The following is a 16617-nucleotide window of genomic DNA, read 5'->3' as shown; positions in this document are numbered from 1 at the left end:
CTGAGCCTCTACGTTGCGGACGAAGACTCCTGCCCCGGAAAGGGCAGGTGAGATCCCGCAAGGCGGAGCCTGAGGAAGCTCACCGTCCGGGGGCAGGAAAGCGTAGTCCTCCACGGAAAGGCTCAGCGGTTATAAAAAGTTCATTTTTTTAAACGTCTGATCAATTCATCATCAGGCGTTACATACACCGTTTCCTGCTGTTCATAAATCACATAGCCTGGCTTTGAACCGCTAGGCTTTTTAACATGACGGATCTTTGTAAAATCAACAGGCACCGAACTTGAAGCCCTCGCCTTACTGAAATACGCTGCAATTTTAGCTGCTTCTAAAATTGTCTCCTCATCAGGTTCCTTATCCCGAATCACAACGTGTGAACCCGGAATATCCTTTGTATGAAGCCAGATCTCATCTTTTCCTGCAGCCTTATTTGTCAGATAATCATTCTGTTTATTATTCTTACCAACGAGAATCAAAGTACCGTTGCTTGCAATATATTCTTCAAGTACAGGCTTTTGCGGTTTTGATTTTTTCTTTTTTTGTTTCTTTGCTTTCATATAACCTTCTTCAGCAAGCTCTTCTCTTATCTCTTCAAGATCTGATGGTGAAGCTGAATCGAGTTGCTGCATCAGTTGGTCAAAATACTGAATTTCTTTTTCAGCAATCTCAATCTGCTCTTTAACGATATCTACCGCATTTTTTGCTTTCTGGTATTTTGTAAAATACCACTGTGCATTTTCTGACGGTGTTTTACGCGGATCAAGCTTAATCGTGACTTGCGGAGAGTCTTCTTCATAATAATTCAGCACTTCCACTTCAGACATTCCACGTTCAATAGCATAAATATTAGCAGTGAGCAGCTCGCCGCTCAGCTGATATTTTCCGGCTTCTGCTGCCTGATCGAGCGTTTTATTCAGCTTTTTTATTTTTAATACGTTCTTATCTTTTTCATTTTTAATAAAACGCTCGAGGTCATGTCCCTGCTGACGGACACGGTCACGTTCGGCCTTTCCAAAGTAATAGCGATCAAGGAGCTGGCTGATTGATGGATATGATTGGCTCTCTGCATCCTTCAGCTGTTTGAGCGGATACAGATAAAAGTAATCTTTATTGTTTTGCTGCATAAAAGCAGGTTCATAATCGTGAACCTTCATTCGGTCAAGCAGCTCGCCGAAGGCGTCAAATACACGCTTTTTCTCTGTCAGTCCTGCACGTTCAATCACTTCTTTTGCAAATAAAGGAGAGAATCCTGCAAAATGCTGTACAAGCTGTTTATCAAGCTTTCCGCTGTTCCAGTCCATCGTTCTTAAGAATAACTCTTCATTTACTTCAAATGGGTTTAACTTGTTCTGTTCAGGCGGCCATTCAAAATCAGCGCCAGGCAGAATCGTTCTCGCACGATTCACAGAAGGATTTAAGTGTTTAATACTGTCTAAAATCATATTGCGTTCCTTATCAACTAATATGATATTCGAGTGTCTGCCCATAATCTCTACTATTAATTGCTTATAAGAGATATCTCCAATTTCATTACGTCCTTTTACTTCAAACACAATGATCCGTTCCATATCTTTTTGACTGATGGATTCAATGATAGCACCTTCTAAATGCTTACGAAGAAGCATGCAGAACATAGGTGGTTCTGAAGGATTATCATACTGCTCTTCAGTTAACTGAATTCTGGAGTAAGAAGGGTGGGCTGAGAGAAGCAGTTTGTGATTTTTACCCTGTGCACGAATGACCATCATTAATTCATTCTGATAGGGCTGATGAATCCGGCTGATCCGGCCACCGTCTAATTGATCGGTTAATTCTTTTGTGATGGCTCTTGTGAATAATCCATCGAATGACATACAAATCCCTCTTTCCGTCTTTCTTTATCTTCTGTCCCATCTTATCATCTTTTCAGATGGTCTGTATGCTATAATGAAGTACATTGAAAGAGATAAGCAGGTGATTTACGAGATGACAAAAAGTATGACCGGATTTGGAAGAGGAACAGCAAGGCAGGAGCTTCTGGCCGTAACGGTAGAGATCAAATCAGTTAATCACCGTTTCCATGAATGTACGGTTAAAATGCCGAGAATGTATGCAGAAACTGAAGAAAAAGTAAAAAAAATCATCTCTTCATACATAAAGCGTGGTAAAGTGGATGTTTATATATCAGTAGAAAGTGAAAAGCCCAACAGTCATAAGCTACTCGTTGACTGGGAGCTGCTTGATGCCTATACGCAGTTTGTAAAAGATGCCGCCGAGAGATACGGCATTGAAGAAGACCTGCGTGTCAGGGATCTGCTGAAACAGACAGACGCATTTACTGCGGTTGAAATAAAAGAAGAACATTCAGCAGACGACGTCATTTTGACTGCATTAAAAGAAGCATGTGGAAAGCTTTCAGATATGCGGACAAATGAAGGAAAAGAGCTTGAAAACGAGCTGCGATATCAAGTACAATCATTAAAGCAAAATGTCGAGTATGCAATGGAACGATCTCCGGATGTATCAAAAAAATATAAAGATCGTCTCGAAAAAACGATCAGAGAGTATACAAATGGCGTGGATGAGAGCAGACTGCTGACAGAAGTAGCAATATTTGCAGATAAAGCAGATGTGACGGAGGAATTCACAAGACTGCTCAGTCATATCAAACAATTTGAAAATGCGCTCAGCAAAAATGAACCAATCGGCAGAAGACTCGATTTTCTCACTCAGGAGATGCACCGTGAAGTGAACACGGTTGGATCCAAAGCCGGGGATGAGGATGTAGCTGCTGCTGTGATTGACATGAAATCTATTCTCGAGAAGATCAGGGAACAGGTTCAAAATATTGAGTGAAATCGATTAAGGGGTGTCAGGGATGTCAATAAAGTTAATCAATATCGGATTTGGGAATATCGTGTCTGCCAATCGCATCATCACAATCATCAGTCCTGAATCTGCACCTGTTAAAAGGCTTGTACAGGATGCACGGGAAAGAGGAACGCTGATCGATGCAACATACGGACGCAGAACCAGAGCTGTCATGATCATGGATAGTGATCACGTCATACTTGTCGCAGTCCAGCCGGAAACGGTGGCATCCCGTTTTACAGATAAAGATGATAGTCAGGAAGAAGGGTAAAAATGATAGAAAAAGGCGTACTGATTGTGCTGTCCGGTCCTTCAGGAGTCGGTAAAGGTACAGTTAGAAAAGAATTATTTTCAGCAGAGAACACAGCATATGAATATTCTGTTTCCATGACAACAAGACTTCCACGCGAAGGAGAAATTGATGGAAAAGATTATTTCTTTAAAACAAGAGAAGAGTTTGAAGCACTAATAGAGCGGGACAAGCTTCTTGAATACGCAGAATATGTAGGGAACTATTACGGAACACCTGTTGATTATGTGAGAGAAACACTTGATAATGGAAAAGACGTATTTCTTGAAATTGAAGTAGAAGGCGCTAAGCAGGTAAGAGAAAAGTTTCCTGAAGGACTTTTTATTTTTCTTGCACCGCCAAGCCTTTCAGAGCTTGAAACACGCCTTGTAACACGCGGGACGGAAAGTGACGATGTCATTAAAACCCGTGTGGAGGCTGCAAGAAGAGAACTTTCTATGATGAATCTGTATGATTACGTTGTAGAAAACGATCATGTAGAAAACGCATGTGAGCGGATCAACGCAATTGTCATGGCAGAACATCTTAAAAGAGAACGGGTTGAAGCCCGCTATAAAAAAATGCTGGAGGTCGAATAATATGTTATACCCATCATCTGATTCATTAAGAAAAAATATTGATTCTAAATATTCATTAGTAAGCGTGGCCGCAAAGCGCGCGCGTAATATGCAGGAAAAAGGTGATAAAGGTTCACTCGACTCTTATCACTCAGTAAAATTCGTCGGTCAGGCCCTTGAAGAAATTGCAGCAGGGCAGCTTGTCATGAAAAAGCCGCAGGAAGGCATTCTCTACGAAGACGAAAAATAAGATCAACAGAAAAAAACAGCCGCTGCCGGTTGTTTTTTCTTTTTTGTATTCAAGTAAAAGATAAATATAAATATTTGCACAGCAGAGATGGAAGCGTAATGGGGCGACTACACCGGGATATGAACGGAAGCTGAGACCCCGCAAAGCGAGGCTTGAGACAAAACCACGGGGGAAGCGTTCCCCTGAAGCGGAAATCTCAGCCAAAGTACACAACACTTTTATAAAGATTCATACCTGTTGAGTGAAAAATGTTGTTTTTTCGTTCATAATGGAAGTATCTATTTAATGGGGAGATGGCTGCATTGGTGAAGAAAAATATACTCCTTTGTGTATCAGGGGGAATCGCTGTATATAAAGCGGTCGCACTGACAAGCAAATTAAGTCAGGCGGGCTTTAATGTGAAAGTAATCATGACAGAAAGTGCGATGGAATTTGTCACACCACTTACATTCCAGGCAATGTCAAGAAACGATGTATATTATGATACATTTGATGAAAAGGATTCAGCCAAGATTGCGCATATCGATCTGGCAGACTGGGCAGATCTCGTCGTTATCGCACCCGCAACAGCTAACGTTCTTGGAAAACTTGCCAATGGGATTGCAGATGACATGATCACCACAACGTTACTCGCTACAACTGCACCAGTATGGGCAGCTCCTGCGATGAATGTTCATATGTACAGTCACCCTGCTGTATTAAAAAACATCGAAACACTTCATGAGCGCGGTGTCCGTTTCATTGAACCTTCTGAAGGGTTTTTAGCATGCGGATATGTAGGAAAAGGCAGACTTGAGGAACCTGAAAAAATTACTGAAATCATAGCAACTTATTTTAAACGGAAAAGCACACAGCCCTTAAAAGGCAAAAAGGTGGTTATAACAGCAGGCCCAACGCGTGAAAAAATAGACCCGGTCCGCTTTTTTACCAATCATTCCTCCGGGAAAATGGGCTATGTCATTGCCAAAGTTGCAGCTGAAGCCGGTGCAGAGGTTACGCTCGTATCAGGGCCGGTCTCTATTACACCTCCGGCAGGCGTCAATACAATTCACGTTGAAACAGCGGAAGAAATGTATGAGCAGGTAATCAGACATTTTGAGACTGCTGACATTGTCATTAAAAGTGCAGCGGTTGCAGACTACCGTCCTGCAGAAACCAGTGACCAGAAAATGAAAAAGAAAGACGGTCCGCTGACAGTGGAATTTGAACGGACGAAGGATATTTTAAAAACGTTAGGTGAGCAGAAAAAACATCAGATCCTGATCGGTTTTGCAGCTGAAACAGAACTGCTTGAAACGTATGCGATGCGTAAGCTGGAAAAGAAAAATGCAGATCTCATTGTGGGGAATAACATTCTCACTGATGGAGCAGGATTCGGTACAGATACAAATGCGGTTACGTTTTTCAGAAAAGATGGCACAGTAACTGAACTGCCGATGCAGACAAAGGAGCAGGTAGCTGAAGCACTGATGAATGAAATCAACCAGTTACTAAAAGGAAGATCTGTATGATCGCTTCAGTCATCGTTGATGTTCCTGCAAAACAAATCGACAGAACGTTTGATTATACAGTTCCAGAGCGGCTGCAGGCAGTGGTTCAAAAAGGAATCAGAGTGGTTGTTCCTTTTGGGCCGAGGAAGATTCAGGGGTTTATTTTAGAAGTGAAAGAAGAATCTTCTGTCAAAAAACTGAAACCGATTGAAGAAGTCGTAGATATAGAGCCTGTATTAAATGAAGAATTAATGTCTTTATCAGAATGGCTGACTGACCAGACGCTTTGCTACAGAATATCAGCACTGCAGGTCATGCTGCCGGCTGCGATGAAAGCGAAATATAATAAATTCTTCCATTTGCTGGATCGAGACAACATTCCAGCTCATATTAGCGCTCTATTTGAAAAGGAATCGCCTTTAACCTGGAAAACAGCTGATGAGCATCAGGCGCTTAAAGATCTGCAGCAGCTCATTAAACAGCGTAAAGTTGAAATGAAATACGTTGTGAAGCAATCAATGAACGTTAAGAAAAAAAGATTCGTTGAAATCAACAGACAGCATTCCGGGGAGATTCCGTCAAATGCAAAAAAACAAAAATTAATTATGGATCTCCTCGAGCAGAATGAAGGGAAAATGTCCGTTGCTGAACTGAAAGAAGCGGCAGGGACGACTAATGCCGTTATTAAGACATTGATTGATAAGGGGTACTTAAAAGAAATCTTCAGTGAGCAGTACAGGGACCCATTTGCTGAGAGAACGTTTGAAAAAACGAATCACTTTACGCTTACTGATGATCAGAAAAAAGCCATTACACCAATTCTTGAAAAAGTACATCAATACAAGCAGCAGACCTTTCTTCTGCATGGTGTAACCGGAAGTGGTAAAACAGAAATATACCTACAGACAATCGATCAGGTATTGAAGCAGGACAGGCAGGCGATTATGCTGGTACCCGAGATTTCACTGACTCCCCAGATGGTTCAGCGCTTTAAGGGACGATTTGGGGATCAGGTAGCTGTGATGCACAGCGGATTATCTGTCGGGGAAAAGTATGATGAGTGGAGAAGGATCCACAGAGGTGAAGTGAATGTAGTTGTCGGAGCGCGTTCAGCCATTTTTGCCCCGTTTAAAAAGCTTGGTGTGATTATCATAGATGAAGAACACGAAACGAGCTACAAGCAGGAGGATTCACCAAGGTATCATGCGAGAGATGTTGCGATTGAAAGAAGCATGAGACATGGTTGCCCTGTGATTTTAGGAAGTGCGACACCTTCACTTGAAAGCTTTGCCAGAGCGAAAAAAGGGAATTATCAGCTGCTTGAGCTTGAATATAGAATGAATCAGCAGGATCTCCCTGAAGTGAAGATTATTGATATGCGTGAAGAGTTGCGTGAAGGAAACAGATCAATGTTTTCAAGGGATCTGCTGCTTGAAATTGAAAAAAGAATTGAGCGGAAGGAACAGATTGTTCTTTTTCTCAACAGAAGAGGCTATTCTTCTTTTATCATGTGCAGAGACTGCGGAACGGTTATGCAATGCCCTCACTGTGAAGTCTCTCTTACTTATCACAGATATAAAGAAAGTATGAAATGCCACTATTGCGGATATGAGGAGCATGTGCCAAATACTTGTCCTGAATGTGAAAGTGAGCATATCAGATATTTCGGAACAGGTACGCAAAAAGTAGAGGAAGAACTGTTTAAACTGATGCCGCATGTCAAAACAATCCGCATGGATGTGGATACTACCTCAAAAAAAGGCTCCCATGAAAAACTGTTAGATGCATTTGGCCGGGGGGAAGCTGATATTCTGCTGGGCACTCAGATGATCGCAAAAGGGCTGGATTTTCCAAATATTACACTTGTGGGTGTACTCAGTGCAGATACAATGCTGCACCTCCCTGACTTCAGGGCATCTGAAAAAACATTTCAGCTGTTAACCCAGGTAAGCGGGAGAGCAGGCAGACATGAATTGCCGGGTGAAGTGATTATCCAGACGTATACACCTGAACACTTCTCGATTGAACTGGCCAAAACACAAAATTATGAATGGTTTTATCAAAAGGAAATGATGATGCGTAAAGCTGCTCAATACCCGCCTTTTTATTATATTTCACTGATCACGCTCAGCCATGAGAATGTGAATAAGGCAGCAGGAGTATGTAATGAGATTGCTGACATTTTGAAAAACCGTTTATCCAGTCAGTCGATTATATTGGGTCCTGTTGCATCACCAATCGCCAGAATCCAGGATAAATACCGGTATCAATGCATCATTAAGTACAAGCATGAGCCGGAACTGAAGAATCTGCTGAAAAAAATACTTGATCAATACAGTGATACAGGTAAAGATGCTGTATCGATCAATATAGACGTTCAGCCTTATATTATGATGTAAAAGATGGAGGAAAATATGAAGAAATTTGAAATTGTTACACACCCTGATGAAAGACTTGAACAGAAGTGCAGTAAAGTAACGATATTTGATCAGAAACTGCACGATACGTTAGACCAGCTTTTTGATCTCATGATGGAGCATGATGGTATTGGGATTGCAGCACCACAGGCAGGGATCACTGAAAGGATCGCCATCGTTTATCTTGATGATGAGTCAGGTGTGATAGAAATGATAAACCCTGAAATTAAATACATTGCAGGAGAAGAAACTGATGTGGAAGGATGTTTGAGTTTCCCTGGTATCTTTGGAGAGGTTAAAAGAACAGATCAGATTGTCCTGTCAGCGCAGGACCGTAACGGAAAGACATTTGTGATGGAAGCTGACGGATATCTTTCAAGAGCAATCCAGCATGAAGCGGATCATTTAGATGGCGTTTTATTTACTTCAAAAGTAACGCGCTATGTCACAGAAGAAGAACTTAAAGCGTTAGAGGAGGAAGCGGAATGACTTCAGTAATTTTTATGGGTACACCTTACTTTTCAGTTCCTGTTCTGCAGAGAATCATTGCAGATGGATACGAAGTGAAGGCAGTTGTTACACAGCCTGACAGACCTGTCGGAAGAAAAAAAGTCCTGACACCTCCTCCTGTTAAAAGTGAAGCGTTGAATCATGACCTGAAAGTGATTCAGCCTGAAAAGCTTTCAGGATCAGATGAACTGAAAGAAATCATTGCACTTGAAGCTGATTTAATTATTACGGCGGCTTTCGGACAGCTGTTGCCTAAGGAACTGCTTGATGCACCGAAGCTTGGCTGTATCAATGTACATGCATCTCTGCTGCCTGAACTGAGAGGCGGCGCACCGATTCATCACGCCATTATCAGAGGCTATGAAAAAACAGGTATCACGATTATGTATATGGCTGAAAAACTGGATGCAGGGGATATCATCAGCCAGCGGGAAGTGGGAATTACGGATGAAGATCATGTTGGCTCACTACACAATAAATTAAGTGAAACAGGCGCAGATCTGTTATCAGAAACATTGCCTTTACTGATTGATGGGAAGGCAGATAGAACGGAACAAAATCATGAGCAGGCAACTTATGCCTGGAACATTAAAAGAGAAGAAGAAAAAATCGACTGGAACCGCCCGGGCAGAGAAGTCTTTAATCAAATCAGAGGGCTTTATCCATGGCCAACAGCTTATACGACTTTCAGAGATAAGCCGTTAAAAATTCAGCAGGCAAAGCTTTCAACAGGAAGCGGAGCACCCGGTGAAATTATCGGTGTAGATGGTGAAGGGCTTTTAATTGCGACAGCTGACGCTGAAGCTGTGCTTGTAACTGAACTGCAGCCATCCGGCAAAAAGAAAATGGCCGCAGCTGATTTCATGCGCGGATCTAATATTCAGGTTGGAGAGAAGGTTCAGTATGAGTAAGTTTTCATTAAGAGAAGCAGCACTTCATATTCTGGATCAGATTGATAAAAATCAATCTTATAGTAACCTTTTGCTTAACCATGCAATCAAAAAATTTGAGATCAGTAAAAAAGATACAGGACTGCTTACAGAAATTACGTACGGGACGATTCAGCGTAAAATGACGCTGGATTATTTTCTGGAACCGTTTCTGAAAAAGAAAGTCGAAGGCTGGGTTCAGAATTTGCTGAGATTAAGCCTTTATCAGATGCTCTATCTTGATCGCGTACCTGAACGCGCTGCAATTCACGAAGCAGTTGAAATTGCAAAGAAAAAAGGACATAAAGGAATTTCAGGCATGGTAAACGGTGTACTACGTTCAATCCAGCGTGAAGGCGTCAGATCAGTTGATGAGATAGTGGATCCGATCAAAAAAATATCAATTGAAACGAGTCACCCCGAGTGGCTGGTAAAGAGATGGGCTGCACACTTTGGCGTCGAGAAGGCAAAAGAAATGTGTGAAAGAAACCTGATTGCACCTGTTCAGACAGCCAGAGTGAATACAAGCAGAATCAGCAGGGAAGAAGCGTTGAAGCTTCTTGAAGAAGAAGGTGTAGAAGCATCTGAAAGTCCGATTATCCCATCAGGCATACGTGTCAAAAAAGGAAATATTGCGCATACTCAAGCATATAAAGAAGGTTTTATTACTGTTCAGGATGAGAGTTCAATGCTTGTTGCATATGCTTTAGCACCTGTTCCGGGTGAATTAATTCTTGATATGTGTGCAGCGCCAGGAGGAAAAACCACACATATTGCCGAATGTTTAAATAATGAGGGAGAAGTGCTCGCACTTGATCTTCACGAACATAAAATTAAACTGATTAAAGAGAATGCTGATCGCCTGAAGTTGAGTAATGTGAAAGGCGAAGCAATGGATGGCCGCAAGCTGCAGGAACGTTATCCTGAAAAGACATTCGACAGGATTCTGGTAGATGCCCCGTGTAGCGGGCTTGGTGTTTTACGCAGAAAGCCGGATATCAAATATGCAAAAAGAGAACAGGACCTTGAATCACTTTCACGTATCCAGCAGGAACTGCTGCATGCTGCTGTTAACAGTCTCAAACAGGAAGGAATTCTTGTATACAGTACCTGCACGGTAGATAAAGAAGAAAACGAGGGGACTGTGAAGAAGTTCTTAGCTGAACATCCTGAAATGTCACTGACAGCACCGGATCATCTGCCGGAGCAGATCTCAGTCCTTGCAGAAAACAACATGCTTCAAATCTTCCCTCAGGATTTTGACGGGGATGGGTTTTTTATTGCAGTGTTTAAAAAGAACAGTTAAAAGCAGAAGATAAACGAGGTGGATGGATGGAAGCCGTTTTTAAAAGCGATCGTGGAAAAGTACGAAAGCTGAATGAAGACTCAGGGGGCATATTTCAAAACCATTCTTCAATTCTTGCCCTGGTAGCAGACGGAATGGGAGGCCACCGGGCAGGTGATGTAGCGAGTAAAATGGCAGTGGAACTCGTAGAGAAAAAATGGTATGAACTCAACGAAGAACTTAGAGCAGGAGCTGCTGAAGAGTGGCTTTGTAAGACCATAGAAGAAGTAAATACTGAACTTTATCAGTATGCTGAACAAAATCCTGACTGCGCCGGGATGGGCACAACGCTCGTGGCTGCATTATGCACAGAAGATTTTATCTCAATCGCTCATGTAGGAGACAGCAGGGGTTATATCATCGACCAATTAAAAGTGATTCAAATGACTGAAGATGACTCTTTTGTCAATGCACTTGTCCAATCGGGTGAAATATCAAGGGAAGATGCAGAGCATCATCCCAAGAAAAATCTGCTGCTGAAAGCACTCGGTTCAAAAAACAAAGCAGAACCTTCTGTTAAAACGATTATTCCCGAAGACGGAACACTCATATTATTATGCTCTGACGGTCTTTCAAACAAAGTTTCAGAGCAGGAAATCAGAGCGATTGCGGCTGAGTCTGAGAGGCTTGAAGAGATGGCAGATCACCTGATCCGTCTGGCTAACGATCATGGCGGAGAAGACAACATCACTCTTGCAGCTGTTAAATTTTCCCTGCACGAAGAGGGTGGTGAATCCTTATGATTGGTAAACGGTTAAGCGGTAGATATAAAGTGCTCAGATCCATCGGAAGTGGAGGAATGGCGAATGTCTATCTTGCCAGGGATATGATCCTCGACAGAGATGTAGCGGTTAAAGTGCTCCGGATGGATTATGTCAGTGAAGGTAATATGCTTAAACGGTTTCAGCGTGAAGCACAATCCGCGACAAGCCTGACTCACCCTAATATTGTCAGCATGTACGATGTTGGTGATGAAGATGATTATTACTTCTTAGTGATGGAATATGTCGAGGGAATGACGCTAAAGCAGTATATTCAGGAGCATTCACCACTTGCACTTGATGATGCAATCCATATTATGCTTCAGCTGACTTCTGCAATCGCACACGCCCATCATAACGGTATTATTCACAGAGATATAAAGCCGCAAAATATATTGATTGATCAGGAAGGTAACATTAAAATAACGGATTTTGGTATTGCAATGGCGCTTAGCGCAACGGCGATCACTCAGACTAATTCAGTAATGGGTACGGTTCACTACCTTTCACCCGAGCAGGCGAGAGGAGGAACTGCTTCTAAAAAATCAGATATCTATTCTCTCGGTATTGTCATGTATGAACTGATTACAGGGACACTGCCATATGAAGGGGAAACACCGATTTCAATCGCGCTGAAGCATTTGCAAAGTGATCTGCCAAGGCCATCTGAAGTCATTCAGGACCTTCCGCAGAGTCTTGAAAATGTCATTTTAAAAGCTGCAGCAAAGGATCCTCACTACCGCTATGCAAATGCTGATGAAATGACAGATGATCTGAAAACGGTACTGAACCCTGAGCGTGCTTCTGAGCCGCTATTTGCACCGGCTCCTGATCTTGAAGCTACAAAAGCAATACCGATTATCAGGGATCGTATGGATGTGATGCCTTCAGAAGACACAAAAATACATGAACCTGAAAAACAAAAAGAAAAGCCTAAAAAGAAGAAAAAGAAATGGCCGTGGATTATGGCGCTCATATTTATTCTTTTATTAGGCGGAGGCGTAATGGCTGCAATGGGTATGTTTGGCCCCGCGCAGGTTCAGGTTCCGGATGTGACAGGGGAAAATATTGAAGACGCTGAAGATATCATCACTGAAGCCGGATTAACCGTCGGTGAAGTGACCTATGAACCGAATGAACAAACTGAAGAAGATATCGTCCTCAGGAGCTCGCCTAAAGCCACAAGGTCAGTTGACGAAGGAGAAGCTGTTAATCTTACTGTCAGCAGTGGTAAAGAAACAATTGAAGTAGATGGGTATGTGGGCAGAAACTTCAGTAATACAGAAGATCTGATTCGTGAAGCAGGTTTCAGGATTGAACTGACTGAGCAATATGATGATGCCGCAGAAGGTACGATTCTTGAACAGGACCCGCGGGAAGGTGAAGAAGTTGTGCCTGGAGACACTGTGATGAGACTTGTGATCAGTCAGGGTCCTGAGCAGTCTGAAGTGCCTGACCTGACAGGGTATACCGCTGAAGAAATCGCAGCGTATGAACAGGAAAACGGAATCAGTGTAACGATTACAAGAGAAGAATACTCTGGTGACTACCCTGCCGGCACAGTGATCTCGCAAAATCCTGAAGCCGGTACAATGGTGGAAGTCGGTGGTAGTATTAATATAGTCACTTCACTAGGCGCTCCGCCGGTACCAGTGAATAATGTAGTGATTCCCGTAACAATTGAGTATCTTCAGGAGGAAGATCAGCCTGAAGAAGGAGAAGACCCGCCTGAGTTACCGGAGCAGGTCATTGCCATTTACATTGAAGATAAAAATAACTCAATGGATGAACCGGTTGAAGAATTTACAATCACAGAAGACACAGAACGTAATATCCGGTTAACGATTGAAGAAGGCAGCAGCGGTTCGTACCGCATTAAAAGGAATGGGGAAACCTATCTTGAAGATACAATCTCCTATCAGGAAAATGAGTAAAGGAGCGTGTGTATGCCCGAAGGAAAAATTATGAAAGCCCTGAGTGGTTTTTATTACGTAAAAGATCAGGATTCAGTCATCCAGTGCAGAGGCCGGGGAATATTCCGTAAAAATAAAATCACTCCGCTTGTTGGAGATTACGTCGAATATCAGGCGGATAACGCTCAGGAAGGATATATACTGGATATTCAGTCCAGAAAAAATGAACTCGTCAGACCGCCAATTGCGAACGTAGATCAGGCTGTACTGGTTTTCTCAGCAGTTGAGCCAGACTTCAGTACATCTTTACTGGACAGGTTTCTCGTGCTTGTTGAAAGCCACCATATTAGACCAGTCATTTGTATATCAAAAATCGATCTGTTAAATGATGAGCAGCAACAGAGAATTGAGCAATTTGCTGATGATTACAGAAAAATCGGTTATGAAGTCATTTTAACTTCAGCTAAATGGGAGGAGAGCATGGCGCTGTTAAAACCAATATTAGACGACTATGTCACTGTTTTTGCCGGGCAGTCAGGAGTAGGTAAATCTTCTATACTGAATGCTTTAAGACCTGATCTGGAATTAAAAACAGATCAGATTTCAAGCTCACTCGGCAGAGGAAAGCATACGACGCGCCATGTTGAATTAATTGAAATAGGTGAAGGTTTTGTAGCTGATACGCCTGGTTTCAGTGCATTGGAATTCTCAGCGCTTGAGCTTGAAGAATTGTCCGATTGCTTTCCGGAAATGGCAGAAGCCTCTGAACGCTGTAAATTCCGTGGCTGTCTTCATATGAATGAGCCGAAATGTGCGGTCAAATCAGACGTGGAGTCAAGTGAAATCAGGCAGTATAGATACGATCATTATCAGCAGTTTTATGAAGAAATAAAATCCAGAAAGCCGAGGTATTAGATCTATGGTTAAAATCGCACCATCTATTTTATCAGCAGACTTTTCAAAATTAGGTGATGAAGTACGGGAAGTTGAAAAAGGAGGTGCAGATTATATTCACATAGATGTGATGGATGGCATGTTTGTCCCGAATATTACGATGGGTCCACTCGTCGTTGAGGCAATCAGACCTGTTACTTCACTGACACTCGATGTGCACCTTATGATTGAACAGCCTGAGCGATATGTAGAATTATTTGCTAAAGCAGGTGCTGATATCATTTCTGTTCATGCTGAAGCAACCAAGCATCTTCACAGAACGATTCAATTAATCAAGTCAGCGGGTGTGAAAGCGGGGATTGTACTCAATCCGCATACACCTGTTGAAGCAGTTAAGCATTGCCTTAGTGAAGCTGATCTCGTGCTTGTGATGACTGTTAACCCGGGATTCGGCGGGCAGACCTTTATCAAAGAAACAGTGACAAAAATAAAAGAATTGAATGAAATAAGAACAAAAGAGCGCTATAACTACGAAATTGAAGTTGATGGCGGTGTCACGGATGAAACAATTGCACTTTGTACAAATGCAGGGGCAGATGTTGCAGTTGCAGGATCATTTGTCTATGGCAAAAATGACCGTGAAGCGGCAATCTCGTCACTAAAAAAAGCTGCGAAGTAAATGAATAAACGTACAGGGGATTCCCGAGAATTCTCTGTGCGTTTATTATTTTTATTTTAGTTTATTGTATTAATATTATGTAAACAAAGGTGTGGGAGTATGATTAATCTATTAGGTGGCGGACCAATAAATGAAACGTGGTTTGAAAAATTGGATAAAAGCGGTCAATGGATCGGGGTAGACAGCGGCACTGTTTTTCTGATGAACAGAAACATCCGGCCTGAATACGCATTTGGGGACTTTGATTCAGTCACTGCAAGTGAGATGGATCTAATACGTCAACAAGTTAATCATATACATGAGGAGCCTCCTGAGAAAGATATGACAGATATGGAGATTGCGCTGAATTGGGCACTTAAGAAGGACCAGCCAATCAGAATACTGGGTGTTACTGGCGGAAGACAGGATCATTTTTTTGGGAATATTCAGCTTCTGTTATCACATCCAGCGCTCACGCACCCTCATACAATCAGAATAGAAGATGAAAATAATCAGCTGACATGCCATTTGCCCGGAAGTTTTACAGTGGAAAAAAATGATCAATACCCGTATCTTTCGTTCATTCCCTTTACTACGGAGGTAAAGGGCCTCACACTTTCAGGTGTAAAGTATCCACTCAAACAGCAATTGATTACATATGGCATGACATTGACACTCAGTAATGAAATTGTTGATGACTTTGCTTCTATTTCATTTGCAGACGGCATATTAATGATGATAAGAAGCAGAGATTAGCAGGGAGGGAGTCATATGCGCTTCTATTCAATCAAACTGCCGAGAATGCTCGGAGGAATGGTAAGAGGGGTGTTAAGTCTATTTAGAAGGAGAACAGCATAGCACATAGATCAAAAAGACCTGAAGATCATCATGATCTTCAGGTCTTTTTACTGTCATCATTTATTACACGCGTTCTACTTTGCCTGATTTCAGAGCACGAGCAGAAACCCAAACACGCTTAGGCTTACCATCAACAAGAATACGAACTTTTTGAAGGTTAGCTCCCCATGTACGCTTGTTAGCGTTCATTGCGTGGGAACGAGCGTTACCAGAACGTGTTTTACGACCTGTTACAACACATTGTTTTGCCATTCTATTCCCCTCCTAACAAATGAAGCTGAAAACATTGTTTCAATCTTTCACTTAGTCAATCACACTTTATCTAATTTATCACAAGGAACTACTTTATGCAATAAAAATAATAAGTTCTATCAAGTTTTTTTGCTTTACACGTTCAGGAACGCGATAAGTACTGTTTATCTTTCAATCATAGCTGTAGTATAGTAAAATATCTGTAGCCAAAACAGTATTCAAAGGGGGAGCACTCTATGGCGATTGAATTAACTACCAAATATGGTCAAATTGATATTTCAAATGACGTCATTGCAATGGTTGCCGGTGGAGCAGCAATCGAATGTTACGGGATCGTCGGAATGGCATCCAAGCATCAGATCCGTGACGGGCTCACCGATATTTTAAGACGTGAAAATTTTACCCGTGGCGTGATTGTACGTCAGGATGGCGATAAAGTAACGATCGATATGTATATAATTGTGGGATATGGTACAAAGATTTCAGAAGTTGCTCACAACGTTCAGTCATCAGTAAAATATACACTTGATAAAACTGTTGGGCTTTCAGTAGAAGCAGTCAATATTTTTGTTCAGGGAGTCAGGGTGACGAACCTGTGATAGGAGGAAAGTTTTGTGATTAGAAAA

The 16617-nt window shown here is 42.0% G+C and carries 18 protein-coding genes; 16 read left to right on the top strand and 2 right to left on the bottom strand.

The genetic code is table 11. The annotated features are described in order from the left end of the window. Positions 1-140: 140 nt before the first annotated feature. Positions 141-1850, bottom strand: a complete 1710-nt coding sequence (locus tag ACH6CZ_RS04260; RefSeq protein WP_374096170.1) for an Rqc2 family fibronectin-binding protein — start codon at positions 1848-1850, stop codon at positions 141-143. 112 nt (positions 1851-1962) lie between these two features. On the opposite strand from ACH6CZ_RS04260, the gene ACH6CZ_RS04255 reads away from it, so the two are divergent. The 15 genes from ACH6CZ_RS04255 (at position 1963) to spoVM (ending at position 15739) form a co-directional block, all read left to right on the top strand. Continuing rightward, on the top strand, positions 1963-2832 hold the full coding sequence (locus tag ACH6CZ_RS04255; RefSeq protein WP_374096169.1) for a YicC/YloC family endoribonuclease: 870 nt from the start codon (positions 1963-1965) through the stop codon (positions 2830-2832). Between the two features lie 22 nt (positions 2833-2854). Beyond that, positions 2855-3118 (top strand): extracellular matrix/biofilm regulator RemA, encoded by a 264-nt coding sequence (gene remA, locus ACH6CZ_RS04250; RefSeq protein ID WP_039808784.1) that lies wholly within the window; start codon positions 2855-2857, stop codon positions 3116-3118. Between the two features lie 2 nt (positions 3119-3120). Then, positions 3121-3735, top strand: a complete 615-nt coding sequence (gmk, locus tag ACH6CZ_RS04245) for a guanylate kinase (protein WP_374096168.1) — start codon at positions 3121-3123, stop codon at positions 3733-3735. A 1-nt stretch (position 3736) separates the two neighbouring features. Further along, complete coding sequence (rpoZ, locus tag ACH6CZ_RS04240; RefSeq protein ID WP_374096167.1) at positions 3737-3964, top strand: DNA-directed RNA polymerase subunit omega; 228 nt, start codon at positions 3737-3739, stop codon at positions 3962-3964. 293 nt (positions 3965-4257) lie between these two features. Then, positions 4258-5475, top strand: coding sequence for a bifunctional phosphopantothenoylcysteine decarboxylase/phosphopantothenate--cysteine ligase CoaBC (coaBC, locus tag ACH6CZ_RS04235; RefSeq protein WP_374096166.1), 1218 nt, complete (start codon positions 4258-4260; stop codon positions 5473-5475). Then, a complete protein-coding gene (gene priA / locus ACH6CZ_RS04230; RefSeq protein WP_374096165.1) occupies positions 5472-7853 on the top strand; it encodes a primosomal protein N' in 2382 nt (793 codons plus the stop codon). The genes coaBC and priA overlap by 4 nt, the downstream gene beginning before the upstream one ends. A gap of 15 nt (positions 7854-7868) precedes the next feature. Beyond that, positions 7869-8360, top strand: coding sequence for a peptide deformylase (gene def / locus ACH6CZ_RS04225; RefSeq protein ID WP_374096164.1), 492 nt, complete (start codon positions 7869-7871; stop codon positions 8358-8360). After that, a complete protein-coding gene (gene fmt / locus ACH6CZ_RS04220) occupies positions 8357-9292 on the top strand; it encodes a methionyl-tRNA formyltransferase (protein WP_374096163.1) in 936 nt (311 codons plus the stop codon). The genes def and fmt overlap by 4 nt, the downstream gene beginning before the upstream one ends. Beyond that, positions 9285-10616 carry a 16S rRNA (cytosine(967)-C(5))-methyltransferase RsmB gene (gene rsmB, locus ACH6CZ_RS04215; protein WP_374096162.1) on the top strand — a complete coding sequence of 444 codons (1332 nt, stop codon included), beginning with the start codon at positions 9285-9287 and terminating at the stop codon, positions 10614-10616. Before fmt ends, rsmB begins: the two co-directional genes overlap by 8 nt. Before the next feature lie 26 nt (positions 10617-10642). Beyond that, on the top strand, positions 10643-11398 hold the full coding sequence (locus ACH6CZ_RS04210; RefSeq protein WP_374096161.1) for a Stp1/IreP family PP2C-type Ser/Thr phosphatase: 756 nt from the start codon (positions 10643-10645) through the stop codon (positions 11396-11398). Beyond that, entirely contained in the window at positions 11395-13350 is a 1956-nt protein-coding gene (gene pknB / locus ACH6CZ_RS04205; protein WP_374096160.1) for a Stk1 family PASTA domain-containing Ser/Thr kinase, read from the top strand. Before ACH6CZ_RS04210 ends, pknB begins: the two co-directional genes overlap by 4 nt. A gap of 12 nt (positions 13351-13362) precedes the next feature. Then, on the top strand, positions 13363-14244 hold the full coding sequence (gene rsgA / locus ACH6CZ_RS04200) for a ribosome small subunit-dependent GTPase A (RefSeq protein WP_374096159.1): 882 nt from the start codon (positions 13363-13365) through the stop codon (positions 14242-14244). A 4-nt stretch (positions 14245-14248) separates the two neighbouring features. Next, complete coding sequence (gene rpe / locus ACH6CZ_RS04195) at positions 14249-14902, top strand: ribulose-phosphate 3-epimerase (protein WP_374096158.1); 654 nt, start codon at positions 14249-14251, stop codon at positions 14900-14902. 99 nt (positions 14903-15001) lie between these two features. Further along, positions 15002-15637, top strand: a complete 636-nt coding sequence (locus ACH6CZ_RS04190) for a thiamine diphosphokinase (protein WP_374096157.1) — start codon at positions 15002-15004, stop codon at positions 15635-15637. Between the two features lie 15 nt (positions 15638-15652). Next, on the top strand, positions 15653-15739 hold the full coding sequence (gene spoVM, locus ACH6CZ_RS04185; RefSeq protein ID WP_039808808.1) for a stage V sporulation protein SpoVM: 87 nt from the start codon (positions 15653-15655) through the stop codon (positions 15737-15739). Between the two features lie 63 nt (positions 15740-15802). On the opposite strand, the gene rpmB is transcribed toward spoVM, so the two are convergent. Continuing rightward, entirely contained in the window at positions 15803-15991 is a 189-nt protein-coding gene (gene rpmB, locus ACH6CZ_RS04180) for a 50S ribosomal protein L28 (RefSeq protein WP_039808810.1), read from the bottom strand. 236 nt (positions 15992-16227) lie between these two features. Between rpmB and ACH6CZ_RS04175 the strand changes: the two genes are divergently transcribed. Next, positions 16228-16590, top strand: coding sequence for an Asp23/Gls24 family envelope stress response protein (locus tag ACH6CZ_RS04175; protein WP_374096156.1), 363 nt, complete (start codon positions 16228-16230; stop codon positions 16588-16590). Positions 16591-16617 lie beyond the last annotated feature (27 nt).

Origin of the sequence: Jeotgalibacillus sp. JSM ZJ347, assembly GCF_044383825.1 — a bacterium.
Classification (GTDB): Bacteria; Bacillota; Bacilli; order Bacillales; family Jeotgalibacillaceae; genus Jeotgalibacillus.
The sequence above is the reverse complement of the archived record's forward strand: the minus strand, read 5'-3'. Positions and strand labels throughout refer to the sequence as shown.